At 63.7% G+C, this 22,380-nt stretch carries 26 protein-coding genes and 1 pseudogene; 16 read left to right on the top strand and 11 right to left on the bottom strand.

What is annotated here, in order from left to right; all coding sequences use genetic code 11:
* The 11 genes from HY852_RS04205 to HY852_RS04255 form a co-directional block, all read left to right on the top strand.
* On the top strand, positions 1-590 hold a 590-nt coding region (locus HY852_RS04205; RefSeq protein ID WP_291602892.1), incomplete at its 5' end, for a cbb3-type cytochrome c oxidase subunit I.
* A gap of 58 nt (positions 591-648) precedes the next feature.
* Positions 649-1,593, top strand: coding sequence for a heme o synthase (locus HY852_RS04210; protein ID WP_291602893.1), 945 nt, complete (start codon positions 649-651; stop codon positions 1,591-1,593).
* Positions 1,590-1,766 carry a CoxF protein gene (locus HY852_RS04215; protein WP_291602894.1) on the top strand — a complete coding sequence of 59 codons (177 nt, stop codon included), beginning with the start codon at positions 1,590-1,592 and terminating at the stop codon, positions 1,764-1,766. The genes HY852_RS04210 and HY852_RS04215 overlap by 4 nt, the downstream gene beginning before the upstream one ends.
* Before the next feature lie 8 nt (positions 1,767-1,774).
* Positions 1,775-2,413, top strand: coding sequence for a cytochrome c oxidase assembly protein (locus HY852_RS04220; RefSeq protein ID WP_291602895.1), 639 nt, complete (start codon positions 1,775-1,777; stop codon positions 2,411-2,413).
* Between the two features lie 80 nt (positions 2,414-2,493).
* Positions 2,494-3,390, top strand: coding sequence for a cytochrome c oxidase subunit 3 (locus HY852_RS04225; protein ID WP_291602896.1), 897 nt, complete (start codon positions 2,494-2,496; stop codon positions 3,388-3,390).
* An 81-nt stretch (positions 3,391-3,471) separates the two neighbouring features.
* Complete coding sequence (locus HY852_RS04230) at positions 3,472-3,858, top strand: DUF983 domain-containing protein (RefSeq protein ID WP_291602897.1); 387 nt, start codon at positions 3,472-3,474, stop codon at positions 3,856-3,858.
* Complete coding sequence (locus HY852_RS04235; protein WP_291602898.1) at positions 3,855-4,610, top strand: SURF1 family protein; 756 nt, start codon at positions 3,855-3,857, stop codon at positions 4,608-4,610. Before HY852_RS04230 ends, HY852_RS04235 begins: the two co-directional genes overlap by 4 nt.
* 155 nt (positions 4,611-4,765) lie before the next feature.
* Positions 4,766-6,184, top strand: a complete 1,419-nt coding sequence (gene thrC / locus HY852_RS04240; protein WP_291602899.1) for a threonine synthase — start codon at positions 4,766-4,768, stop codon at positions 6,182-6,184.
* Complete coding sequence (locus HY852_RS04245) at positions 6,181-7,470, top strand: pitrilysin family protein (RefSeq protein ID WP_291602900.1); 1,290 nt, start codon at positions 6,181-6,183, stop codon at positions 7,468-7,470. Before thrC ends, HY852_RS04245 begins: the two co-directional genes overlap by 4 nt.
* A 34-nt stretch (positions 7,471-7,504) precedes the next feature.
* Positions 7,505-8,092 (top strand): GNAT family protein, encoded by a 588-nt coding sequence (locus HY852_RS04250; protein ID WP_291602902.1) that lies wholly within the window; start codon positions 7,505-7,507, stop codon positions 8,090-8,092.
* Between the two features lie 89 nt (positions 8,093-8,181).
* Positions 8,182-8,850: a hypothetical protein gene (locus tag HY852_RS04255; protein ID WP_291602903.1), complete on the top strand. Its 669-nt coding sequence runs from the start codon at positions 8,182-8,184 to the stop codon at positions 8,848-8,850.
* A gap of 112 nt (positions 8,851-8,962) precedes the next feature.
* On the opposite strand, the gene HY852_RS04260 is transcribed toward HY852_RS04255, so the two are convergent.
* The 5 genes and pseudogenes from HY852_RS04260 to HY852_RS04280 all read right to left on the bottom strand — a co-directional run bounded on the left by HY852_RS04260 (position 8,963) and on the right by HY852_RS04280 (position 11,535).
* A complete protein-coding gene (locus tag HY852_RS04260; RefSeq protein WP_291602904.1) occupies positions 8,963-9,448 on the bottom strand; it encodes an ATP F0F1 synthase subunit B in 486 nt (161 codons plus the stop codon).
* Between the two features lie 4 nt (positions 9,449-9,452).
* Positions 9,453-10,016, bottom strand: a pseudogene (locus HY852_RS04265) (F0F1 ATP synthase subunit B'); the annotation flags it as partial.
* A 57-nt stretch (positions 10,017-10,073) separates the two neighbouring features.
* Positions 10,074-10,304, bottom strand: a complete 231-nt coding sequence (locus HY852_RS04270; protein ID WP_291602905.1) for a F0F1 ATP synthase subunit C — start codon at positions 10,302-10,304, stop codon at positions 10,074-10,076.
* Positions 10,305-10,356: 52 nt separating this feature from the next.
* Positions 10,357-11,106 carry a F0F1 ATP synthase subunit A gene (locus HY852_RS04275; RefSeq protein ID WP_291602906.1) on the bottom strand — a complete coding sequence of 250 codons (750 nt, stop codon included), beginning with the start codon at positions 11,104-11,106 and terminating at the stop codon, positions 10,357-10,359.
* 69 nt (positions 11,107-11,175) lie between these two features.
* Complete coding sequence (locus HY852_RS04280) at positions 11,176-11,535, bottom strand: AtpZ/AtpI family protein (protein ID WP_291602907.1); 360 nt, start codon at positions 11,533-11,535, stop codon at positions 11,176-11,178.
* Positions 11,536-11,829: 294 nt separating this feature from the next.
* On the opposite strand from HY852_RS04280, the gene HY852_RS04285 reads away from it, so the two are divergent.
* From HY852_RS04285 to HY852_RS04295, 3 genes are all read left to right on the top strand, one after another.
* The gene (locus tag HY852_RS04285; protein ID WP_291602908.1) at positions 11,830-12,453 is read left to right on the top strand and encodes a 2-hydroxychromene-2-carboxylate isomerase; all 624 of its coding nucleotides are present in this window, start codon (positions 11,830-11,832) and stop codon (positions 12,451-12,453) included.
* A 36-nt stretch (positions 12,454-12,489) separates the two neighbouring features.
* A complete protein-coding gene (locus HY852_RS04290; protein WP_291602909.1) occupies positions 12,490-13,029 on the top strand; it encodes a hypothetical protein in 540 nt (179 codons plus the stop codon).
* 148 nt (positions 13,030-13,177) lie between these two features.
* Positions 13,178-13,630 (top strand): secondary thiamine-phosphate synthase enzyme YjbQ, encoded by a 453-nt coding sequence (locus HY852_RS04295; protein ID WP_291602910.1) that lies wholly within the window; start codon positions 13,178-13,180, stop codon positions 13,628-13,630.
* Between the two features lie 76 nt (positions 13,631-13,706).
* Here HY852_RS04295 and HY852_RS04300 read toward each other — a convergent pair whose 3' ends face one another.
* From HY852_RS04300 to HY852_RS04325, 6 genes are all read right to left on the bottom strand, one after another.
* Entirely contained in the window at positions 13,707-15,332 is a 1,626-nt protein-coding gene (locus HY852_RS04300; RefSeq protein ID WP_291602928.1) for an MFS transporter, read from the bottom strand.
* Positions 15,333-15,615: 283 nt separating this feature from the next.
* The gene (locus HY852_RS04305; RefSeq protein WP_291602911.1) at positions 15,616-15,984 is read right to left on the bottom strand and encodes a hypothetical protein; all 369 of its coding nucleotides are present in this window, start codon (positions 15,982-15,984) and stop codon (positions 15,616-15,618) included.
* A 103-nt stretch (positions 15,985-16,087) separates the two neighbouring features.
* A complete protein-coding gene (locus HY852_RS04310) occupies positions 16,088-16,411 on the bottom strand; it encodes a hypothetical protein (RefSeq protein ID WP_291602912.1) in 324 nt (107 codons plus the stop codon).
* Complete coding sequence (locus tag HY852_RS04315; RefSeq protein ID WP_291602913.1) at positions 16,408-16,728, bottom strand: hypothetical protein; 321 nt, start codon at positions 16,726-16,728, stop codon at positions 16,408-16,410. Before HY852_RS04315 ends, HY852_RS04310 begins: the two co-directional genes overlap by 4 nt.
* A 225-nt stretch (positions 16,729-16,953) precedes the next feature.
* Entirely contained in the window at positions 16,954-18,933 is a 1,980-nt protein-coding gene (locus HY852_RS04320) for a sodium:solute symporter family protein (protein WP_291602914.1), read from the bottom strand.
* A 10-nt stretch (positions 18,934-18,943) separates the two neighbouring features.
* Positions 18,944-19,222, bottom strand: a complete 279-nt coding sequence (locus HY852_RS04325) for a DUF4212 domain-containing protein (RefSeq protein ID WP_291602916.1) — start codon at positions 19,220-19,222, stop codon at positions 18,944-18,946.
* Positions 19,223-19,510: 288 nt separating this feature from the next.
* Here HY852_RS04325 and HY852_RS04330 point away from each other — a divergent pair, with 288 nt between their 5' ends.
* Both HY852_RS04330 and HY852_RS04335 read left to right on the top strand, forming a co-directional pair.
* Positions 19,511-20,131, top strand: a complete 621-nt coding sequence (locus HY852_RS04330) for a hypothetical protein (RefSeq protein WP_291602917.1) — start codon at positions 19,511-19,513, stop codon at positions 20,129-20,131.
* A 49-nt stretch (positions 20,132-20,180) separates the two neighbouring features.
* Positions 20,181-22,310, top strand: coding sequence for a DUF294 nucleotidyltransferase-like domain-containing protein (locus HY852_RS04335; protein ID WP_291602918.1), 2,130 nt, complete (start codon positions 20,181-20,183; stop codon positions 22,308-22,310).
* Positions 22,311-22,380: the final 70 nt, after the last annotated feature.

Raw genomic sequence — 22,380 nt, forward strand, 5'->3', positions numbered from 1 at the left:
AGATCTTCTCCTGGATCGCCACCATGTGGGGAGGCTCGATCGAATTCCGCGCGCCGATGCTGTGGGCGGTCGGCTTCATCTTCCTGTTCACGGTCGGCGGCGTCACCGGCGTGGTGCTGGCGAACGCCGGCGTCGATCGCGTGCTGCAGGATACTTATTACGTCGTGGCGCACTTCCACTACGTGTTGTCGCTGGGCGCGGTGTTCGCGATCTTTGCGGGCTGGTACTACTGGTTCCCGAAAATGTCCGGCTACCTGTACAACGAGACGATCGCCAAGCTGCACTTCTGGGTCACCTTCGTGGGCGTCAACATGGTGTTCTTCCCGCAGCATTTCCTCGGGTTGTCGGGCATGCCGCGCCGCTACATCGACTATCCGGACGCATTCGCCGGCTGGAACCTGGTGTCGTCGGTCGGCTCCTACATTTCGGGCCTGGGCATGCTGATCTTCCTCTACGGGGTCATCGACGCCTTCCTGCGCAAGCAGCAGGCCGCCGACAATCCGTGGGGAGCCGGCGCAACGACACTGGAATGGACACTGCCTTCGCCGCCGCCCTTCCACCAGTTCGAAGTGCTGCCGCGCATTCAGTAGTGACGGTGACGCGGCGCCACGACCGGCGCCGCGCCCTTGATGAGAAGCGAGAAGTCCCTTGTCGGTCGTCGATCACAACGCCGTCGCGCTCAGCCCTCGGATTTCCGAGGCGGAAGTTGCCGACTACGTCGCGCTTCTGAAGCCGCGCGTGATGTCGCTGGTGATCTTCACGGCGCTGGTTGGTCTGTTGCTGGCCCCCGGCCATTTCCACCCCGTGCTGGCGATCACCTCGCTGCTGTGCATCGCGGTCGGCGCCGGTGCTTCCGGCGCGCTGAACATGGCGCTGGAGGGCGATATCGACGCCAGGATGTCGCGCACCGCCAACCGGCCGATCCCGCGCGGCCGGATCACGAAGGCGGAAGCGATGGCGTTCGGCATGACGCTCGCGTTCTTCTCGGTGATGACCCTCGGCATCCTCGTGAACTGGCTCGCCGGTGGACTGCTCGCCTTCACCATCTTCTTCTACGTCGTGGTCTACACGATGATCCTGAAGCGGCGTACCGCGCAGAACATCGTCATCGGCGGCGCCGCCGGCGCCTTGCCGCCGGTGGTCGCCTGGGCGGCTGCCGCGGAGTCGCTGGCCGTGGAGCCGCTGCTGCTTTTCCTGATCATTTTCTTCTGGACGCCGCCCCACTTCTGGGCGCTGGCGCTGTTCCGTTCCGACGACTACGCGCGCGCGGGCGTGCCGATGATGCCGGTGGTTGCCGGACCCGATGCGACGCGGCTGCAGATCCTGCTCTACACCATCGTGCTGGTGGCGGTTGCGGCCGCGCCCTGGCCGCTCGGCTATTTCGACGCGATCTACGGCGTGATCTCTCTCGTCCTCGGGGCAGGCATGCTGGCGCTGGCGATCAATGTCTATCGCCGTCGCGAGCGCAGCGCCTCGCTGCGGGCGACGCGGAAGCTGTTCGCGTTTTCGATACTTTATCTGTTCGCGCTGTTCGCGACCCTGCTGGCCGAGGTCGTTGGTCGCGCGGTGATACCGATGATGTGGGGCGCATGACGGGTGCAATGGCTGAAGACCGCGAGCCGGATGGAATCGTCCTCACCGAGGCGCAGAAGCGCAGCCGCCGGCAGCGCTCGATCGCGATCGCGCTCGCGCTCGGAGTTCTCGTCGTGCTGTTTTTCGCCGTCACCCTCGTCAAGGGGCCGATGGTGCTGAACCGGCCGTTGTGATGCGACAGATGGATGAGAAGCCGACCATATCGTACAGAGCCAAGGCATCGAACGCCTTGCGGCGCGGCATTGGGCGCGATGCGCTGATCGCGTCCATCTGCGGCGGTATCGTGGCGCTGATGGTCGGCGCCTCCTTTGCAGCGGTGCCGTTCTACAACTGGTTCTGCCGCACCACCGGCTTCAACGGCACCACCCAGGTTGCCACCTCGGCGCCGAGCTCAGCGCCGCTCGCGCGCAAGATCGCCGTGCGCTTCGATTCGAACGTCGCCGGCGGGTTGCCCTGGAAGTTCGAGCCCGAGCAGACCGAGATCGAGGTCAGGATCGGCGAGGTCGTCACCGTCTATTACACGGTAACGAACCAGTCGGCGCGTGCCACGACCGGGCAGGCGGCCTACAACGTGGCGCCGCTGACGGTCGGGTCCTACTTCCAGAAGATCAACTGCTTCTGCTTCACCGAACAGACCTTGGCTCCTGGCGAAAAGCGCGAGATGCCGGTCGTGTTCTATGTCGATCCGGCGCTCGCCGCCGATCATGACAACGACGGGCTCAACACCATCACCCTTTCGTACACGTACTATCCCGTCCGCGATCCGGCCGTGAGGCCGTTGGCGGCGGGCGAGGGCGACAGTCACAGAGGAAGTCTTTGATCGTCGGGACGGATGGGTCCCGATGACTGAACCGAGAGGATACGTGCCGCAAAGGCACGGCTAATTGGAGAGAGACCGCAATGGCTACGGCGCAAGTCAAGCATCACGATTACCATCTGGTCGATCCGAGCCCGTGGCCGGCGGTGGGAGCGCTATCGGCCTTCATCATGGCGTTCGGCGCCATTGCCTGGATGCATCAAATGTTCTCGGCCGCGCCGATCGTGTTCGGCCTCGGCACGATCGGCGTGCTCTACACCATGGCGGCCTGGTGGACCGACGTGATCCGCGAGGCGGAGTACAAGGGCAACCACACCCGCGTCGTCCAGCTTCACCACCGCTACGGCATGATCCTGTTCATCGCCTCGGAGGTGATGTTCTTCGTCGCCTGGTTCTGGGCCTACTTCAATTCCGCCCTGTTCCCGGCCGATGCGGCTCATGCCGCCCGCGACGCGATCTTCGGCTGCGGTCCCGGCACGGCCGCCGGCGCCTGCAGCGTGCCCGGCACCTGGCCGCCGAAGGGCATCGAGACCTTCGATCCCTGGCATCTGCCGCTATTGAACACCCTCATCCTGCTGACCTCGGGCACCACGGTGACCTGGGCGCATCACGCGCTGCTGGAGAACGATCGCCAGGGCCTGAAGTACGGATTGATCCTGACCGTCGTGCTTGGCGTGAGCTTCACCTGCGTGCAGGCGTACGAGTACAGCCATGCGGCGTTCTCCTTCGCCGGCCACATCTACGGCGCCACCTTCTTCATGGCGACGGGCTTCCACGGCTTCCACGTGATTATCGGGACCATCTTCCTGACCGTGTGTCTGGTGCGCGCCTATCTCGGCCATTTCACGCCAAAGCAGCACCTCGGCTTCGAGTTCGCCGCCTGGTACTGGCATTTCGTCGACGTGGTGTGGCTGTTCCTGTTCATCTGCATCTACGTCTGGGGCCATGGCGCCGAGACGATGGCCCACGGCGCGCATTGAGCCGGAACGATCGTGATGGAGGGGCGGCCGGCACGGCCGCCCTTTCGCTTAAGTGAAAGTGGGAAGAGGGAAGGAAAGCGTATGACCGACTATCCTCCCGCAAGTGTGTTCCAGAGCGCGCTGCGAGGCATCGCTTGCCGCTGCCCGCGCTGCGGCAACGGCAAGCTGTTCGCCGGCTTTCTCACGTTGCGGCCTTGCTGCGAATCGTGCGGCCTGGACTACGCGTTCATCGACACCGGCGACGGGCCCGCGATTTTCATCATCATGCTGGCGGGCGCGATCGTCGTCGGCTGCGCCCTTGTCGTTGAAGTGAAATACCAGCCGCCGTTCTGGCTGCATGCCGTGCTTTGGCTGCCGCTCATCCTGGCGACGACGCTGCTGCCGCTGCGCTCGATGAAGTCGCTGCTGATCGCGCTGCAATTCCATCACAAGGCGGCGCCGGGCCGCCTGGTCGATCGCGCCAAATGAACGCTGCGGCGACGCCACGGCGCGGCCTGGCCGGCTTCGGCCTGTTGACGTTGTTCATGGTGGCCGTGCTGGTCGGCCTCGGCGTCTGGCAATTGCAGCGGCGGGGCGAAAAACACGCCCTGGTCGCCGCGCTGACCGAGCGGACCGCGGCCCCGCCCGTCGCTCTGCCGCCGGCAGCGCAGTGGAGCATGCTGACGCCGGCGCGCGACGAGTTTCGCCGCGTCAGCTTCGTCGGCCGCTACGCGCGCCTTCCGGATGCGATGGCCTACAGCTCCGGTTCAGCCGTTCGCGGCGACGTGTCAGGCCCGGGGACCTGGGCCTTTGTGCCGGCACGGCTGGAGGGTGGCGAGATCGTGGTCGTCAATGCGGGGTTCGTCGAGAACACGATGCAGGATCGCGGCGTGCAGGACCGTGCGGTGGCGCGGCTCGTTACGGCTGAGCCCGCAACGCTCACCGGCTACATCCGTTTTCCGGAAAGCCCCGGCCTGTTTACGCCCGCGGAAAATCGCGACAAACGACTTTGGTTCGCGCGCGATCATCTGGCCATGGCGAGCGCGCTCGGCTGGGGCACGGTTGCGCCTTTCTACATCGATCTGGAAAAGCCCGTGCCGGAATCCGGCATCCCGAAGCCCGGGCCACTCGAGGTGCATCTGAAGGATGATCATCTGCAGTACGCCATGACCTGGTTCACGCTGGCCGCAATGATGCTGGTCGCCTTCGCGATATGGGCGAGGGGACGGCGGCCGGGCTGAGGCAGTTGCCGGAGGCACCGCGTGCGTGAGGGAGGTGGCAGCGGTTTCCTGCAGCGGCAAAACACTCTATGGTGCGACCCCGGTTCGCTGCGGGTTGGCATGAATGTCAACAAAATCAAAGGCTTGGATGAGAATTGCGGCCTTTGGAGGGTGGTTTGACGCGATATATTTCGACAAGGGGTGAAGCCCCGGAGCTCGGGTTTTGCGACGTGATGCTGGCGGGGCTCGCCCGGGACGGCGGCCTCTACGTGCCGCAGGTCTGGCCGCGGCTCAAGGCCGACACCGTCGCGGGATTCTTCGGCCGGCCCTATTGGGAGGTCGCGGTCGACGTGGTGCGGCCGTTCACGGGCGGCGAGATTTCCGATGCTGATCTTGGTCGCATGGCGAACGAAGCCTACGCGACCTTCCGGCATCCCGCCGTGGTGCCCGTTCGCCAGATGTCGCCGCATCAATTCGTGCTGGAGCTGTTCCACGGCCCGACGCTGGCCTTCAAGGACGTGGCGATGCAGCTGATCTCGCGGCTGATGGACCACGTGCTGGCGCAACGCGGGCAGCGTACCACCATCGTGGTCGCAACCTCGGGCGATACCGGCGGGGCGGCGGTCGAAGCTTTCGCCGGCCTTGAGAACGTCGATCTGGTCGTGCTGTTTCCGCACGGGCGCATTTCGGACGTGCAGCGGCGGATGATGACGACGACGGGCGCCGGCAACGTCCACGCGATCGCGATCGAGGGCACCTTCGACGATTGCCAGGCCCTCCTGAAGGGCATGTTCAACCATCACCAGTTCCGCGATTCCGTCGCGCTGTCCGGCGTCAATTCCATCAACTGGGCACGCATCGTGGCTCAGGTGGTCTATTACTTCACCTCCGCGGTCGCGCTCGGTGCGCCGGCGCGGAAGGTGGACTTCACGGTGCCGACCGGCAATTTCGGCGACATCTTTGCGGGCTACGTCGCCAAGCGCATGGGCCTGCCGATTCGCTGGCTCAGGATCGCCGCGAACATCAACGACATCCTGGCGCGCACCCTGAAGACCGGCATCTACGATGTGCGCGAGGTGCACGCGACCGCCTCGCCGTCGATGGATATCCAGGTCTCGTCCAACTTCGAGCGACTGCTGTTCGAGGCAAGCCAGCGCGATGCCGCAAGCGTCCGCCGCCTGATGCAATCCCTCAAGCAGTCGGGGCGCTTCGTGCTGCCCGATGCAATGCTCGCGGCCATCCGCCAGGAGTTTGATGCCGGGCGCGCCGACGAGACGGAGACTGCGGCCGCCATTCGCGCCGCCTGGCGCGAGGCGGGCGAACTCGTCGATCCGCATACCGCCGTGGCGCTGGCGGTGGCCGATCGCGACTCGACCGATTCCAGCGTTCCGAACATCGTGCTGTCGACGGCGCATGCGGCGAAGTTCCCCGACGCGGTGGAGGCGGCCTGCGGCATGCGGCCGCATTTGCCCACCTGGCTCGACGGGTTGATGACGAAATCCGAACACATGAAGGTCATGAAGAGCGACCAGGACGAAGTCGAGCGGTTCGTGCGATCTGTCAGCCGAGCTGCAACGCAGGGAGTCACCGGATGAGCGTTGAGGTCTCGAAGCTACCGTCAGGCCTCACGATCGTCACCGACACCATGCCGCACGTCGAAACGGCGGCGCTCGGCGTCTGGGCCGGGGTCGGCGGCCGGGACGAAAGGCCGAACGAGCACGGGATCTCGCATTTGCTGGAGCACATGGCGTTCAAGGGTACGACCCGGCGCTCCTCCCGCGAAATCGTTGAGGAGATCGAAGCGGTCGGCGGCGACCTGAATGCCGGCACCTCGACCGAAACGACGTCCTATTATGCGCGGGTGATGAAGGCCGACGTGCCGCTCGCCCTCGACGTGTTGTCCGACATCCTCGCCAATCCCGCGTTCGAGCCGAACGAGCTGGAGCGCGAGAAGAACGTGATCGTGCAGGAGATTGGCGCCGCCCAGGACACGCCCGACGACGTCGTGTTCGAGCACCTCAATGAACTGTGCTACCCCAACCAGCCGATGGGGCGTTCGCTACTCGGCACCGCCAATACGTTGCGGGGGTTCGATCAGGCCATGTTGCGCGACTATCTGGCGCGCCATTATCGCGGTCCCGACATGGTGGTCGCCGCCGCGGGCGCGGTCGACCACAGGCAGGTGGTCGAGGAAGTCGAAAAGCGCCTTTCGAGCTTCGACGCCGCCCCCGGCCCCAAACCGCAGCCGGCGATGTTCGGCAGGGGCGGCGCGCGGGTGGTGCACCGGGATCTCGAGCAGGCGCACTTGACGCTCGCGCTGGAGGGCGTGCCGCAGACCGACTTGTCACTGTTCTCGCTGCAGGTGTTCACCAACATCCTTGGCGGCGGAATGTCGTCCCGACTGTTCCAGGAGGTGAGGGAAAAGCGCGGCCTCTGCTACTCGATCTACACCTTCCACGCGCCCTACACCGACACCGGCTTCTTCGGGCTCTATACCGGCACCGATCCGGCGGACGCGCCGGAGATGATGGAGGTGGTCGTCGACATCATCAACGAATCGGTCGAGACGCTGACCGAAGCCGAAGTGGCCCGCGCCAAGGCCCAGATGAAGGCCGGGCTGTTGATGGCGCTGGAAAGCTGCAGCTCGCGCGCCGAACAGCTCGCACGGCATGTGCTGGCCTATGGCCGGCCGCAGACGGTACAGGAACTCGTCGCGCGAATCGACGCCGTCAGCATCGAATCGGCCCGTAGTGCCGCCAGGGCGCTCCTGTCCCGCAGCCGCCCGGCGGTGGTCGCGCTGGGCAGCGGCAGGGGTCTGGACACGGCGGTCTCTTTTGCGGAAGGATTGACTCAGGCGCGAGCCAAGGCGCGGCTGCACTGAAGCCAGCGCCGGGGGAGTGCCCGGGAAGCATCACATGGCCCTGTTTCGATTGCCTTCCAGCGGCCCCGCCGCGCTTGCCCCGCGCGGCAACGGGCTTTTGTTGCGCGCGCCGCAGATGTCGGATTACCTGCAATGGGCGCATTTGCGCGAGGCCAGCCGGGAATATTTGACTCCCTGGGAGCCGATCTGGCCGTCCGACGACCTCAGCCGCTCCGGTTTTCGCCGCCGGCTGCGTCGTTACGCCGAAGACATGGCTGCGGACAGGTCCTATCCCTTCCTGATCTTTCGGGAGCAGGACAGCGTCATGATGGGCGGTATCACCCTTGCCAATGTACGCCGCGGTATCGTGCAGGCCGGCACCATCGGCTACTGGGTCGGTCAGCCCTATGCGCATCGCGGTTACATGACAGCGGCACTGCGCCTGCTGCTGCCGACCTTGTTCGGCGAACTCAACCTGCACCGCGTCGAGGCGGCCTGCATTCCGACCAACGCTCCGTCAATCCGGGTGCTGGAGAAGTGCGGTTTTACCCGCGAGGGGCTGGCGCGGCGCTATCTCTGCATCAACGGTGTGTGGCAGGACCACCTGCTGTTCGGGCTGCTGCATGAGGATTTTCGCGGTTAGGCGCCGGGCCGCCGTGGGCCTTGGGTTCGCCGATTTTGGCGATATAACGCGGCCGGACCAATAGTGACCTGAGCGACCGGGAAGTACATATGGGAGACACAACCGCCACGATTGAAAACGCCCGATCGGCTTCGGCCTGGCGCCGGACTGGGGCGGCCGGGCTGATACTCGCAGTTGCGCTTGCGACTTCCCCCGCGTCGTCGCAATCTCTGACCGACCGCTTCAAGAGCCTGTTCGGCGGCTCGGACAAGCCCCCCGAAAACAGCGCGCCGGCACAGGCTGCGCCCGTTCAAGGCCAGTCTTACGAAGACTGTCCTCCGGTCACGGTCCGCGCCGGTGCATCGACGTACGCGGTCGCCGCGCCGGGCAGGCAGCCTGTCGGCAACGACGTGCGCTTTCAGGCAACGATCACGCGCATGGCGCGCGAATGCATCCAGAACGGCGGCGAGATCGCCGCACGTATCGGCATTCAGGGCCGCATCATTGCGGGTCCCGCCGGCGCGCCGGCCTCGGTCGATGTCCCGCTTCGCGTTGCCGTGGTGCAGGGTGGGGTCGGTGAGAAGGTGATTGCCTCGAAGGCCTACCGGACCACGGTCGCGATGTCGGAAGACGGCAGCGTGCCGTTCTCCTTCGTTGCCGAAGATCTGGTGTATCCGATGCCGCCGGGCTCGATCGCTGATTCCTACATCTTCTATGTCGGCTTCGATCCGCAGGTGCTGACCTCGGAACCGAAGGCGCGGACCAAGAAGAAGAAATAGGTTCACGGGAAAGCAGTTGTGCCCGGCTTGCCTCGGAGGCGGGTCAGCCGGTCCAACAAAAAGCCGGCGCGATCATCTCGCGCCGGCTTTTTGTTCGAACGGGAAAGCTTCGTCAGTTCAGCTTCTGCCGAACTTCCGTGATCCCCTTGGCGAGCAGGTCGTCGGCGACCTTGCCCTTTACCGATTGCGACAGGATGGTAGAAGCCGCCGCGACCGCAGCTTCCGCTGCCGCGGCACGGACATCAGCCAGCGCCTGCGCCTCGGCGAGCGCGATCTTGCCTTCCGCGGTCTTGGTGCGCCGCGCCACGAAATCTTCCATCCTGGCCTTGGCTTCGGAAGCGATGCGTTCGGCCTCCGCCTTGGCGTTTGCGACGATCTCGTCGGCTTCGCGCTCGGCGGTGGCACGCCGCGCCTTGTATTGCTCGAGCACCTTGGCCGCCTCTTCCTTGAGGCGGCGGGCATCGTCGAGATCCGCCTTGATGCGGGCGCTGCGATGGTCAAGCGCCGTCAGCACCGTCCGATGCACGCCCAAATAGACGAACCCGGCCATCAGTATGACGAACGCGATCGCAACCCAGGTTTCCGGTTGAGTGAACATCGGCCTATCCCTTCAACGAGGCGTCGACGGCCTTGCTCACCGCCTTGCCATCGGGAGCCGCGCCGGTCAGCTGCTGCACGATCGCGGCCGCCGCATCGGCGGCGATGCCGCGGACGTTGCTCATCGCTGTCGTCCGAGTCGCAGCGATCTGCTTCTCGGCATCGCCGAGTCTGACAGCGAGCTTCTCCTCCAGCGACTTGCGTTCGGCTTCGGCAGCCGCGTTCATCTTCTCGCGGGCTTCATTGCCGATGGCCTGTGCGCGGGAGCGTGCCGCTGCGAGCTCGGCCTCATAGGCCTTCAGCGCCGCCTCGGATTCGTCCTTCAGCTTCTGGGCCTGCGCAAGATCCCCTTCGATCACGTTCTGGCGTGCTTCGATCACGCCGCCGACACGCGGCAGCGCGAAGCGCGACACGATGATGTAGAGCGCGACAAAGGCGATGACCAGCGACACCAGCTGCGAGGCGAAGGTGGAGGAATCGAACGGAGGAAAGCCTCCGCCGTGTTGGCCACCATCGGCCTCGGTGTGTGCGCCGGCTTTTGTTTCGCCATGACTCTCAGCCATGGAGTTCTCCTGTTGCTGTCGGGCGCGCCGCCCTTGGACGGACGGCGCGAATCGAGTGCCGCCTCAGAGCGGAACGAACAGCAGAAGCAGCGCGATCAGCAGCGAGAAGATGCCGAGCGCTTCGGTCACGGCAAAGCCGAAGATCAGGTTGCCGAACTGGCCCTGCGCGGCGGAGGGATTGCGCACCGCCGCGGCGAGATAGTTGCCGAAGATGATGCCCACGCCGACGCCCGCACCGCCCATGCCGATGCACGCGATGCCCGCGCCGATAAGTTTCGCTGCTGCCGCTTCCATTTTTAGCTCCTTGAAGAGAAAGACAGATGTGGGTGGAAATCCCCGGGACCGTTCAGTGTCCCGGATGAATGGCGTCGTTGAGGTAGATGCAGGTGAGGATCGCGAACACGTAGGCCTGCAGGAACGCGACCAGCAGTTCGAGCGCGGTCAGCGCAACGGTGAGCGCCAGGGGCATAACGCCGCCGATCCAGCCGACGGCGCCGAGTGAGACACCGAGCATCGCGACGAAGCCCGCGAACACCTTCAGGGCGATGTGGCCGGCGAGCATGTTGGCGAACAAACGCACGCTGTGCGAGACCGGCCGCAACAGGAACGAGAAGACTTCGATGAAGACGACCAGCGGCAGGATGTAGATCGGAACGCCCGACGGCACGAAAATCTTGAAGAACTTCAGGCCGTTCTTGTAGAAGCCATAGACAATAACGGTAAAGAACACCAACAGCGCCAGCGCCGCGGTAACGATGATGTGGCTCGAAACCGTGAACGTATAGGGGATGATGCCCACGAGGTTCGAAACGCAGATGAACATGAACAGCGTGAAGATCAGCGGGAAGAACCTCATGCCCTCCGCGCCGGCGGTGCTGCGAATTGTACTGGCGACGAACTCGTAGGTGATCTCCGCCATCGACTGAAAGCGTCCCGGGATGAGTTGCCTGCCGCTGCCCAGCATCAGCACCGAGATCAGCGCCACCGTCAGGAACATGTAGAGCGACGAATTTGTGAAGGCGATCGTTTGATTGCCGATGTGGCCGATCGTGAACAGGGGTTCGATATTGAACTGATGGATCGGGTCGATTTTCATCCGCGCGGCTCTTGATCCTCCGGCCTTTGCCGGCAATCGAAATTCAACTGTCAGACTTCCCGCCAGCGCTCAGCGCCTGTCCGGAGCCACGCCGGCCGATCTCACCACATTGACCACGCCGGCGACGAAGCCGAGCAGGAAGAACACGATGAGACCGAAAGGCGAGGTCGACAGCAAGCGGTCGAAACCCCAGCCAATCACCGCTCCGACAACGACACCGGCGATCAACTCGGACGAAAGCCGGAAACCGCGCGCCATAGCTGAGGCTCTGGCTGCTTGGTCTCCACTTTCACCTGCGGGTTGCTCAGTCTTGACCTTGCGGACTTCAGAGAGCCGCCGATCCAGACTTCCGAGCCTTGCGGAAAGCGCAGCTTCCTCAGGCGATTTACCGCCATTTCCATTTCCGCCCTGATCCGTGCCTTCTGCCATGCGAGAAAGACCCGAAACACTTTGGTTGAATGGAAATTACGCGCCCGCCACCCTCGAAAGCCGCGCGGACCATACTGACCGCGTTTAAGCAAGTCAAGATTGCGTCGTAATCATCTATATATTTGATTTCGCTAAGCTTATTCCAGCATTGTCCCCCGCCGCGATGGCCGGCCGCCGCACTGCAGCAGTTGGCGTCGCTGGCGGGCGATCTTGCGCGGGGGGCAACGGTCTGTTGGGATACCGTCCCGCAGTCCGATCGCTGATCTTAGGCGCCACTTTTTACCGGGAGCCCGCATGTCGCGACAGGTCGACTACTTTTTCTCGCTTCAGTCTCCGTGGGCCTATATCGGGCACCAGCTGTTCCGCGAGCTCGTCAAGGCTTACGACCTCCAAGTGAACCACAAGCCCGTGGTGCTGATCGACCTGTTTTCGGAAACGGGCGGCCTGCCGCTCCTCAAGCGCCACCCGGCGCGGCAGCGCTACCGAATGATCGAGCTGCAGCGTTGGCGGGAAAAGCGCGGGCTGAAGTTCAATGTTCAGCCGAAACACTGGCCGTTCAATGCGCGTCTGGCCGACGGCGTCGTGATTGCCGCGATGGAGGCGGGCTACGATCCCGAGCCATACCTGCGGCGGGCCTTTCCGGCAATCTGGGAAGAAGAGCTCAACCTCGCCGATCCCGCGGTGGTCGCCAGGATCGCCGACGAGGCGGGACTTCCCGGCAAGGCGTTGGTGGAACGTTCGGGCGCGGAGGAGATCAGCGCGACCTACGAGCAGAACCGGCAGGATGCGATCGGGGCCGATGTGTTCGGCTCGCCGGCCTATGTGCTCGATGGCGAGGTGTTCTGGGGACAGGATCGGCTCGACCTGCTCGAGGACGCGCTGAAATCGGGCCGTGCGCCTTATCGACCGCAGGTGTAGAATTCGCCTGATCGGACCTTGCGACGGAGCGTCTCGATGAGATCGGCGACATCGTCTTCAAGAGCGTTCGCATTGTCGGCCGGCGCCGCAGCTGCGCTCGTCGTTGCGTTTGCTTCGGCCGGCACAGGCACCGCGACCGCGCAATCGCTGCCGGACAGCGAGAACGGCCGCTATTCGATCGTGCCGGTTCCCGACGGGGTCCTCAGGCTGGATACCCGGAGAGGCACGGTGTCGACCTGCAGTAACTCAAGAGCGGGCTGGGCGTGTCACGCCGTTCCCGATGAGCGCGCTGCTCTCGACGCGGAGATCGGGCGGCTGCAGGCGCAGGTTGAGAATCTCAAGGCGCAGCTTGCTGCGCGAGAGCCATCGCGATCGGGCAAGGCAGAGGAGGCGCAGCCGAAATCGGAATCCCCGGGGACGGGCGAACCGAAGGCCGCCGACGGCGGCCGCAGGATCGAGATTCCGCTGCCGAGCGATGAGGACCTCGATCGCGTGATGTCGTTCCTGGAGCGCGCGTGGCGGCGGTTGATCGACATGGCAATCCGCGTTCAGAAGGACTTTGCGGGGAAGATCTAGCCGGCCACTCCACGCCTGGATGTGAGCGCCGCAAGTTGGCCTGCCGGCAGTCGCTTGATCTTTTGCCGGGAAGCAAACGTGGTTAGTCCCGCCTCGCTGTCGCGCGGGGTGATGTGGAGATCAACTCGTGGCTTCAGACGGAACATCAATGCGCCAGCGACCGACAACCGTCAGCGCCACAACGGTCGCCTCCTCTCTGCTCACGGTGCCGACCTCCGGCCGCGGCTTTGTCGACCTGACCGGTGAAGTCGCAAGCTTTGCCAGGGAGATAGGCGCGAAGGAAGGCGCGTTGACGTTGTTCGTCCGCCACACCTCGGCGTCGCTCGCCATCCAGGAGAACGCCGACCCTTCCGTGCTGCATGACCTCACGACCGCGCTGGCGCGGCTGGCGCCGGAGAACGCCGGCTGGACCCACGATACCGAGGGGCCGGACGACATGCCCGCGCACATCAAGACCATGCTGACGCAGACCTCGCTGCATATTCCGGTCCTGAACGGGTCGCTCGCACTGGGTACGTGGCAGGCGATCTATCTGATCGAGCATCGCAGCCGCCCGCACCGGCGCGAGATCGTGCTGCAATTCGTCGGCGCCACCGGCTGACAAAAAGAAAACCGGCCGCGGACAGCGTCCGCGGCCGGCTCGTCGAGACGGGGCCGGCGTTGCCGCCGGCGCGTGATCAGTTCGTCGTGATATCGACGTCCTTGGTTTCGGGCAGGGCAATGAAGCCGACCACTGCGGTGATCGCCGCGAAGATGATCGGATACCACAGACCCGCATAGATATCGCCGGTCGATGCCACGATGGCGAATGCGGTCGCCGGCAGCAGGCCGCCGAACCAGCCGTTGCCGATGTGGTAGGGCAGCGACAACGAAGTGTAGCGGATCCGGGTCGGGAACAGTTCGACCAGCATCGCCGCGATCGGCCCGTACACCATCGTGACGAAGATCACGAGGATGAACAGCAGCCCGATGATCGCCGCGACCTGCGGGCGGAAGATGTCGAACGGATGCGACATCCTCACGATTTCAGGATGGCCTGCCTTGGGATAACCGGCCGCCGCGATCGCCGCCGTGACGGCCGGATCGCTGGCCTTGGCGTCGGCGTAGGGCACGTCCTTGCCGTTGATGACGACCTTCACGCCGGAGCCCGCCGGGCCGTAGCTCGTCGAATATTTCACCGACGAACGGGCAAGCAAGGCACGGGCAGTGTCGCACGGCGCGGTGAACACGCGGGTGCCGACCGGGTTGAACAGGTCGCCGCAACCCGCCGGATCAGCCACCACTTCGACCTTCGTCAACTGGATCGCCTTTTCCAGCGCCGGGTTGGCGTTGGAGGAGATCATCTTGAAGATCGGAATGAAGGTGAGCGCCGCGATCAGGCAGCCGCCGAGGATGATCGGCTTGCGGCCGATCCTGTCCGAGAGGGCGCCGAACACGATGAAGAAGCCGGTGCCGAACACCAACGACCACGCGATCAGCAGGTTCGAGGTGTAGCCGTCGACCTTCAGGATCGATTGCAGGAAGAACAGCGCGTAGAACTGGCCAGTGTACCAGACGACACCCTGGCCCATCGTGCCGCCGATCAGCGCGAGCAGCACGAACTTGGCGTTGCCCCAGTTGGCAAAGGCCTCGGTGAGCGGCGCCTTCGAGCTCTTGCCCTCGTCCTTCATCTTCTGGAAGATCGGCGACTCATTGAGGCGCAGCCGGATCCAGACCGAGATGCCGAGCAGGAACACCGACACCAGGAACGGAATGCGCCAGCCCCAGGCGGCGAACTCGGCCTCGCCGGTTGCCGTGCGGGTGAACAGGATCACCAGCAGAGACATGAAAAGGCCCAGCGTTGCCGTGGTCTGGATGAACGAGGTGTAGTAGCCGCGCTTGCCGTTCGGGGCGTGTTCCGCCACGTAGGTTGCCGCGCCGCCGTATTCACCACCGAGCGCGAGGCCCTGCGCCAGGCGCAGCGCGATCAGGATGACCGGCGCCGCGAAGCCGATGGTCGCGGCATTGGGCAGGAGGCCGACGATGAAGGTCGAAAGACCCATGATCAGGATGGTGATCAGGAAGGTGTATTTGCGGCCGACGATGTCGCCCACTCGGCCGAACACGATGGCGCCGAACGGGCGCACCAGGAAGCCGGCTGCGAAGGCGAGCAGCGCGAAGATGTCGCGCGTCGCCGGCGGGTAGGCCGAGAAAAACTGCGCACCGATGATGGATGCCAATGATCCGTAGAGATAGAAGTCGTACCATTCGAAGACGGTACCGAGTGAGGAGGCCAGAATGACGAAGCGTTCGTCCTTCGTCATGCCGCCGGTCTTTTCCGATGTCACAGTTATTGCAGTCATTCCAAGTTCGCTCCCACTTTCTTCTTTCAGATCAGAATTGATCTGCGCCGCACCGGCGTGCGTTTAATGGGCGGGAGCACTACATGGCCGGCGCGTGCCGCCCAATAGTACTTTCGGCGGGGCACGACCTTCGGGCCGCCGCAAGCGGCGATGCAGCTGAGCAATTATTGGGCATACGCGCTTGCGGAGATGAATCAGGAATACGTCTTTACCGGTCCGCAGACCGCGTCGCGTTCAACTCAGACTAAAGTCCAAAGATGGAGAAGGTCAGCGCCACGGTCCACATGACCACCGATACCAGCGCCGTCCAGCGCGCAAACGTTAGATAAGTCTCTCGCATCAGGGTCGAGATCACCCTTTGGGCATGCGCCTGGGGCGGTCGGCTCTCCTTGCGAAGATAGAGCCACATCTCGGTCTTGCGATGGTCTTTCGTCCGCGCTTCCTGCGCCTTCAACAAGAGAACCAACGTCATCACAAGGCTCAGAAAACCTCCAGCCTGAAATGCAGAGCGCGGTAGAAATGACAAACCGATCATGACGCAGAAGATCGCGAGCGAGGCGAATCCGCATGCGCGCAGGACCGTGTGATAGGCGATACGGCGCAGTTCTTCCATCACGATGACTCCGTCGTTCCTCGAGTCTCGCGGATCCAGGACGCGGGAGCGGGACTCAGGCAACGTCTACGGGGCCCGCCCTCAATATAGCCCGTTTGCCGATTTAGAAGCCGATCTTGACGAAATTTCCGGCAGCGGGGAGAGCCAGAATGGCGGTGCCGGCCAGCCAAATCCACAGCGACACGTTATTCGAATCCTGAGCGCCGGTGACGCGCTCGTAGATCGCCGCGGGAATGCCGCCCAGAATGACCGTGGCCGTCGACACCATCAGTGAGGCAAACATCAAGGTCAGCGGCACGCTTCCGAACAGCAGCGGTCCGGCAAGCGGCTGGACGTAGAGCAGGGCAAAAATCAACGCAAGCTGGTTGAATATGCCGTTGATCATTCCGAAAAACGCGATTCCTATGAAATAGAAATTGCGGTTCATGATGCTCCTCCGACAAGGCGCGGAGCGAGATTCAGCACCAGCAGCGTGTAGTGAAGCACAACGCGCAGCCAGAACATCCAGACAAAACCGAACAGCCACAGGACCGCCGGAGCGGTCACCCTCGGCGTGACGATCGAAAGCGCCGCAACCACGGGATCGGTGAACCGGCAAAAGAACCGCCAGATATAATTGGGCGAATCCGCGTCGACGAACAGGCCGAGCAAGAAGCGCCCGAGCATGGTGTACATCAGCGCCGCCAGAACGAAGTTCGGCACGTGGAAATACCAATAACTGGCGAATGAACCTGCGATATCCAAGGGCTGTTCTCCTCGCCGGCGCAGTTATCGGTGCGGGCAAAAACCGGTTGGGTTGGTGAGCGTGCAATCGGTCCGACCCGCACGTCGGGCAGGAAATCCCCTCGCACGCTGCCGGTGTGCAACCATGTCAGGGGAGGGCGTTTCGGGCAAGCGGGCGGCCGCCGGCCTTGAAACAAGAACGGGGCCTCGCAAGGCCCCGTTCGTCGCGACCGGGCTGTGCGCGGTCTAAGTGGTTTTCTCTTCGAGCACCGTTCGGCCCCGCGGTTTCCGGATGTCGTCGACGTAAGCCTGCATTTCCGCTGACGGCTCCCTGCCGAGCTTGCTGACGATGTAGATGACAGCGAAGCCGAGTGGCGCTCCCAGCAACCCGCATGCGATGTTGGTAAGGTCGAACCAGCCGACCTTGTTGGCCAGCGGGTGCGCGAGCGTTGGGAAACTCTCCATGGCGTTGGGCAGCGCCATGGCTTTGGCAATATCGACCAGTGGCGCTCCCGTCAGCGGGTTGGTCAGCGACGTCATGCCGAAGTACTTCACGCCCGCGCCCGGGAAGTACCGGGTTGTTACAAGGTAGAACAGGCACAGTCCGAAGCCGGCAATGATGCCGGAGACCGCGCCGGCCGATGTTGCACGCTTCCACCAGACTCCCATCACGAGTGCCGGGAAGTTGCCCGCCATCGCCAGCGAGAACGCCCAGCCGACCATGGCCAGGATGTCCGCCGGCTTGGTTGCGGCTGTCGCGGCCGCGACTACGGCGACGATCAGCAGCAATACGCGGGCGATGATCAGCCGGCGCGCGGTCGGCGCGTTGGGGTCGATCATCTTGTAGTAGACGTCGTGCGACAGCGCGTTGGCGATGGCGAGCAGCAGCCCGTCAGCGGTCGACAACGCTGCGGCGAGACCGCCAGCGGCGACAAGACCCGAGATCACATACGGAAGGCCCGCAATCTCCGGCGTGGAGAGCACGATCACGTCCGTGTTGATGACGAAGTCCTGCAGCCTGACGACGCCTGGGTGACCGGCGATCGCCTTGCACGCTGCGATTACCGCATCGATGCTGCTTGCGTTCTTGCCACAGATCTGGATCAGCCCGAGTTCACCCCAATTGAACAGCCATGGGCGAATGGCCGATAGATCCCGTCCGATGATGTTGGTGTACACTTCCAGCTTCGAGAACGCCGCGTAAGCCGGCGCCGAGAAGTACAGCAGGAAGATGAACAGCAGCGACCAGGCGACTGACTGGCGTGCCTCACGCACCGACGGGGTAGTGAAGTAGCGCATCAGGATATGCGGCAAGGAAGCCGTTCCAACCATCATGCACATGATGATCGCGAAGAAGTTCAACGGGCTGTAGTTGATGAACGGCGAGATGTGCGGCTTGAGAGCTGCCGCGGTCGTAAGGCCGGTCGCCAGCATCTGCTGCTCGCGCGCGGTGATGTCCGCGATGGCCTGTCCGTAAGTGAGCTCCGGAATCGGGAAGCCGTAGTTCTTGGTGGACAGGATCACGATCGGCGTCAGGTAGGCGATGATCAGCACGATGTACTGGGCCACCTGGGTCCAGGTCACTGCCCGCATACCGCCCAGCATCGAGCAGACCAGGATGCCGACAAGTCCGGCGAAAACCGCAATTTCGAACTGCATGCCGAGGAAGCGCGAGGCAATGAGGCCGGTGCCGTAGATCTGCGCCGTCACATAGGTGAAGGAGCAGGCAACGAGCACGATCACGCCGAGACCGCGGGCGAAATTGCCGCCGTAACGGAACGCCAGGAAGTCAGGCACCGTATAGGCGCCGAACTTGCGCAGATACGGTCCGATCAGGATCGATACCAGCACAAAGCCGCCGGTCCATCCGAGCACCCACGCGATGCCGTCGTAGCCGAGCAGAAACAACGTACCGGCCATGCCGACGAACGATGCTGCCGACATCCAGTCGGCGCCGGTGGCCATACCATTATAGAGCGCCGGCACGCTGCGTCCGGCGACGTAATATTCGGAGACCTGTGCGGTTCGCGAGAGAACGCCGATGATGGCGTAGACTGCGAGGGTAAAGAACACGAACAGATAACCAAGGATCTTGTTCGGGACCCCGATCTGTTCGAGCAGGGCGAGCAAAACGACGAAGGCGAGAAAGCCCCCGGTGTAGATGCCGTAGACCTTTCCGAGGTTATTCAGAAAGTCGGAGCCGCCGCGTGCAGTGTTTGTAGCCATATCCGCCCCCTCAATCTTCCTCGGCAAAGCCGAATTCGCGGTCAATCTTGTCCTGCTGCTTTGCGAACATGAACAACATGACCACAAACACGATCAGCGAACCCTGCGCGGCCATGTAGAAGCCGAGCGGGAAGCCCAGAACAGGAATGATGATATTGTTGAGCGGCTTCACGAACATGTGGATCACGAAGCCGAAGAAGAACCAGACGCCAAGATGCGTGAACATCAGGCGAGAGGTCTTGCGCCAGTGCGCTTCTTCTCGTTCTTTGAGGTTGGCAGAGTCAGGCATGGGTAGCGAATCCTCCTTGAAGGCTCCGGACGACAAAGGTCCGGATAAGTTGAGGGGACTGCAATCCCTCTACTGCGGCCTCCCCCCTGCGCCGCTATTCCATGCGGTCTTGCGCCGACTTGGAATGTCGAAGGCTAACACCCCGAGCGCCGCCGTCTTTATTATACTTTCGGATGTAAATTATGTTGCGACTGCGAACAACGCCGCTGCCGTTGCAAATATGGGCTTTACGAACGGGCGCCAAGCGCGGGATAAATTGCTCGCGTCTGAACGTAGGATGGGAGTGCGATGAAACTGTGGGAGAAGTTGTTTCGCCCTCGCCCGCCGATTCGCGATCGGGAAGCTCTCGCCGACTTTATCGACGCGCAGTCGGCTTTCATTACGCAGAAGGGGATCTACGAGTATTCGCGCGCCCGGGCCGGCCACTATGCGAAGGTATTGTTTGCCGAGGAGGGATTTGCGCTGGCCGTCGAACAGGCGCGCTGGCAGGCGTACCCGCTGGGATTGGCGATGGTCGGCGAGATGGTCGAAGGCGTGCTTGGGTCCGAATCGGGCAGCCGGCGCCGCGAAATCCTCGACGAATTGACCGCACTGGTTTTGTCGGTATTCGACCGTTATCCGGTCCCTCCCGCGCTCGGAGAGGCTGCCTGGCTCGAGGCGCGGCGGGAGCTTGCCCATCGGCTTGACCTTGTCGGGGGCCACGCACCGAAACGGGTGATGGATATTCCCGAGCCGCTGGCGGAAGCGTATTTTGCGATGATGCCGATACATGAAAAATTGCGAGGCCGCGATTTCGCGACGACGCGCAATTATCTCCGCGTCTGCCTCTGCAACATCCACGACGAATTTATTGCGCGCCTGGACAGAACGGCGCTGCGACAGGCGCTCGCTGCGGGCATCGCAACATAGTCTGCAGTCGGCCGCGCCGCGGGCGCTCGCGAGGGGGAGGGGCAAAAAGATGACGACTGGCGGCGCCCCGCTTCTTTCGCTCGATGCCGTCGTGATCGACACCGAGACGACCGGCCTCGATCCACGAAAGGCGCGCGTGATTGAACTGGCCGCCGTGCGCCTCGCGGGCGGGAAGCTGGTCGACGGCAATTGCTTTGAACAGTTGATCCGGCCCGGCGACGAAAAGATTGCTGTCGCCTCGACGCTCATCCATGGAATCGACGACCAGGCGGTGACGGGCGCGCCGCCCTTCGCCGAGGTCTGGCCGAGCTTTCAAGCCTTTGTCGGCCGCTCGGTCGCAATCGGGCATACGTTGGGATTCGATCTGGCCGTGCTCAAGCGCGAATGCGAGCTTACAGGGTTGCCGTGGTCGCGACCGCGGACGCTTGACACCAGGCTCCTTGCCGAAATCGCCGCGCCTGAGCTTTCGGGATATTCGCTGGAGAAGCTGGCAGACTGGCTTGGGATCGAGGCTGCCGGCCGACATACCGCGCTGGGCGACGCGGCGATGACGGCGCGGGTATTCATGGCCTTGGTGCCGAAGTTGCGCGATCATGGCATTCGCACTGTCGCCGAAGCCGAACGCGCCTGTAGTGCGCTTACCGCCGTGCTCGACGACCAGGTCCGGGCGGGCTGGATCGAGGCCGTCGAGGCCCCCGCCCGCATCGATACCGAGCGGACGCTGCAGCGCTTCGATGCCTACGCCTATCGGCACCGCAACGGCGACATCATGAGGACACCCCCGGTCTTCGTTGCTTCCGAGCTGTCGGTCAGGGAAGCTCTGGCACAAATGACGGCCGAGATGATCTCGTCGTTGTTCGTGGCCGACCCATCGCCGGCGATAGGCGCTGTGAAGGCGGCCGAGGCCGGCATCGTGACCGAGCGCGACGTCTTGCGGGCGGTCGACCGTCTCGGAGCTGCCGCCCTCGATCAGCCGGTCGGTCGAATCATGAGCCGCCCGTTGGCTTCGGTACCGGCAGATGCCTTCGTCTATCGCGCCATTGGTCGCATGAATCGGCTGAAAATCCGTCATCTCGGCGTCGTCGACGAGGCTGGCTGTGTAGTCGGTGCCCTGTCCGCGCGGGACCTGCTGCGCCTGCGCGCCGGTGAGGCCATCTCGCTCGGCGATGAGATCGATGCGGCCGCGGATGCGCACGAGCTGTCAATTGCCTGGGCGAAGCTGTCCCGCATGGCCGGCGCGTTGCTCGCGGAGGGCTTGCCGGGACGCGATATCGCGCAGGTGATCTCCCGCGAGCTTGGCGCGCTCACGCGGCAGGCCGCCGTGATTGCGGAACGATTGATGAGGGAGGAAGGGCGTGGCGGGCCTCCGGCGCCCTATGCGCTGCTCGTTCTTGGATCGGGTGGACGGGGCGAGAGCCTGCTCGCACTTGACCAGGACAACGCCCTGGTTTTCGAGCTAGGCGAACCGGACGGCGAGGAGGACCGCTGGTTCGCAGCGTTCGGCAGCCACGTGGCCGATATCCTGCATCAAGCCGGCGTGCCCTATTGCAAGGGTGGGGTGATGGCCAAGAACGCGGCCTGGCGCGGCTCGGTTCAAACGTGGCGCACCCGGATCAAGCACTGGGTCGGGCGCTCCAACACCGCAGATATCTTGTCGGTTGATATCTTTTACGATCTGCGCGCGGTTCACGGCGACGGTGGTCTTGCACTTGCCCTGCGGCAAGCGGCTTTTGCGGCGGCTGAGGGCGAGGTCGCTTTCGCCAAGCTCCTGGTCGATGCGATCACCATCCCACCCAGCGTGACGCTGTTTGGCAGAATCCGCACCGATGCCGGACGGATCGACCTCAAGGCGGCTGGCTTGTTTGGTGTGGTCGCGGCGGCGCGATCACTGGCGATCCGTTTCCAGGTCATGGACCGGTCGACGTCGGCGCGGCTGAGAGGGGTGAAAGCGCATGTCCGTGGCGGCGCGGCGGATATCGAGGGCCTTATCGAGGCGCATGCCACATTTCTCGATCTGATCCTGGCGCAGCAGGTCGAGGATGTGACGCAGGGCATGCCGCCTTCGAATGCGGTCGTAGTCAGGCGGCTCTCGGAGCGGGATCGCGATCGCCTGTTGGGGGCGCTGCAGGCAGTGAAGAATGTCGATTCGCTCGCCCGCGACCTCCTGTTCGCAGTCTGAGGACACCTCCGAGGGCGATCCGAACCGGGATTGTGCGATGCACAAGTCGAGTTAACCGCTCGAACGCGGA

The sequence above is a fragment of the Bradyrhizobium sp. genome (genome assembly GCF_016213215.1).
Classification (GTDB): Bacteria; Pseudomonadota; Alphaproteobacteria; order Rhizobiales; family Xanthobacteraceae; genus Bradyrhizobium.

Bases quoted from the DNA above. Each gene is read 5' to 3' on its own strand.
- HY852_RS04245 (WP_291602900.1), top strand. From the start codon at position 6,181: ATGAGCGTTGAGGTCTCGAAGCTACCGTCAGGCCTCACGATCGTCACC.
- HY852_RS04290 (WP_291602909.1), top strand. From the start codon at position 12,490: ATGAGATCGGCGACATCGTCTTCAAGAGCGTTCGCATTGTCGGCCGGC.
- HY852_RS04330 (WP_291602917.1), top strand. From the start codon at position 19,511: ATGAAACTGTGGGAGAAGTTGTTTCGCCCTCGCCCGCCGATTCGCGAT.
- HY852_RS04335 (WP_291602918.1), top strand. From the start codon at position 20,181: ATGACGACTGGCGGCGCCCCGCTTCTTTCGCTCGATGCCGTCGTGATC.
- HY852_RS04260 (WP_291602904.1), bottom strand. From the start codon at position 9,448: ATGTTCACTCAACCGGAAACCTGGGTTGCGATCGCGTTCGTCATACTG.
- HY852_RS04325 (WP_291602916.1), bottom strand. From the start codon at position 19,222: ATGCCTGACTCTGCCAACCTCAAAGAACGAGAAGAAGCGCACTGGCGC.
- HY852_RS04230 (WP_291602897.1), top strand. From the start codon at position 3,472: ATGACCGACTATCCTCCCGCAAGTGTGTTCCAGAGCGCGCTGCGAGGC.
- HY852_RS04235 (WP_291602898.1), top strand. From the start codon at position 3,855: ATGAACGCTGCGGCGACGCCACGGCGCGGCCTGGCCGGCTTCGGCCTG.
- HY852_RS04320 (WP_291602914.1), bottom strand. From the start codon at position 18,933: ATGGCTACAAACACTGCACGCGGCGGCTCCGACTTTCTGAATAACCTC.
- HY852_RS04270 (WP_291602905.1), bottom strand. From the start codon at position 10,304: ATGGAAGCGGCAGCAGCGAAACTTATCGGCGCGGGCATCGCGTGCATC.
- HY852_RS04280 (WP_291602907.1), bottom strand. From the start codon at position 11,535: ATGGCAGAAGGCACGGATCAGGGCGGAAATGGAAATGGCGGTAAATCG.
- HY852_RS04255 (WP_291602903.1), top strand. From the start codon at position 8,182: ATGGGAGACACAACCGCCACGATTGAAAACGCCCGATCGGCTTCGGCC.
- HY852_RS04225 (WP_291602896.1), top strand. From the start codon at position 2,494: ATGGCTACGGCGCAAGTCAAGCATCACGATTACCATCTGGTCGATCCG.
- HY852_RS04215 (WP_291602894.1), top strand. From the start codon at position 1,590: ATGACGGGTGCAATGGCTGAAGACCGCGAGCCGGATGGAATCGTCCTC.
- HY852_RS04310 (WP_291602912.1), bottom strand. From the start codon at position 16,411: ATGAACCGCAATTTCTATTTCATAGGAATCGCGTTTTTCGGAATGATC.
- HY852_RS04300 (WP_291602928.1), bottom strand. From the start codon at position 15,332: ATGACGAAGGACGAACGCTTCGTCATTCTGGCCTCCTCACTCGGTACC.
- HY852_RS04285 (WP_291602908.1), top strand. From the start codon at position 11,830: ATGTCGCGACAGGTCGACTACTTTTTCTCGCTTCAGTCTCCGTGGGCC.
- HY852_RS04250 (WP_291602902.1), top strand. From the start codon at position 7,505: ATGGCCCTGTTTCGATTGCCTTCCAGCGGCCCCGCCGCGCTTGCCCCG.
- HY852_RS04295 (WP_291602910.1), top strand. From the start codon at position 13,178: ATGCGCCAGCGACCGACAACCGTCAGCGCCACAACGGTCGCCTCCTCT.
- HY852_RS04305 (WP_291602911.1), bottom strand. From the start codon at position 15,984: ATGGAAGAACTGCGCCGTATCGCCTATCACACGGTCCTGCGCGCATGC.
- HY852_RS04275 (WP_291602906.1), bottom strand. From the start codon at position 11,106: ATGAAAATCGACCCGATCCATCAGTTCAATATCGAACCCCTGTTCACG.
- HY852_RS04220 (WP_291602895.1), top strand. From the start codon at position 1,775: ATGGATGAGAAGCCGACCATATCGTACAGAGCCAAGGCATCGAACGCC.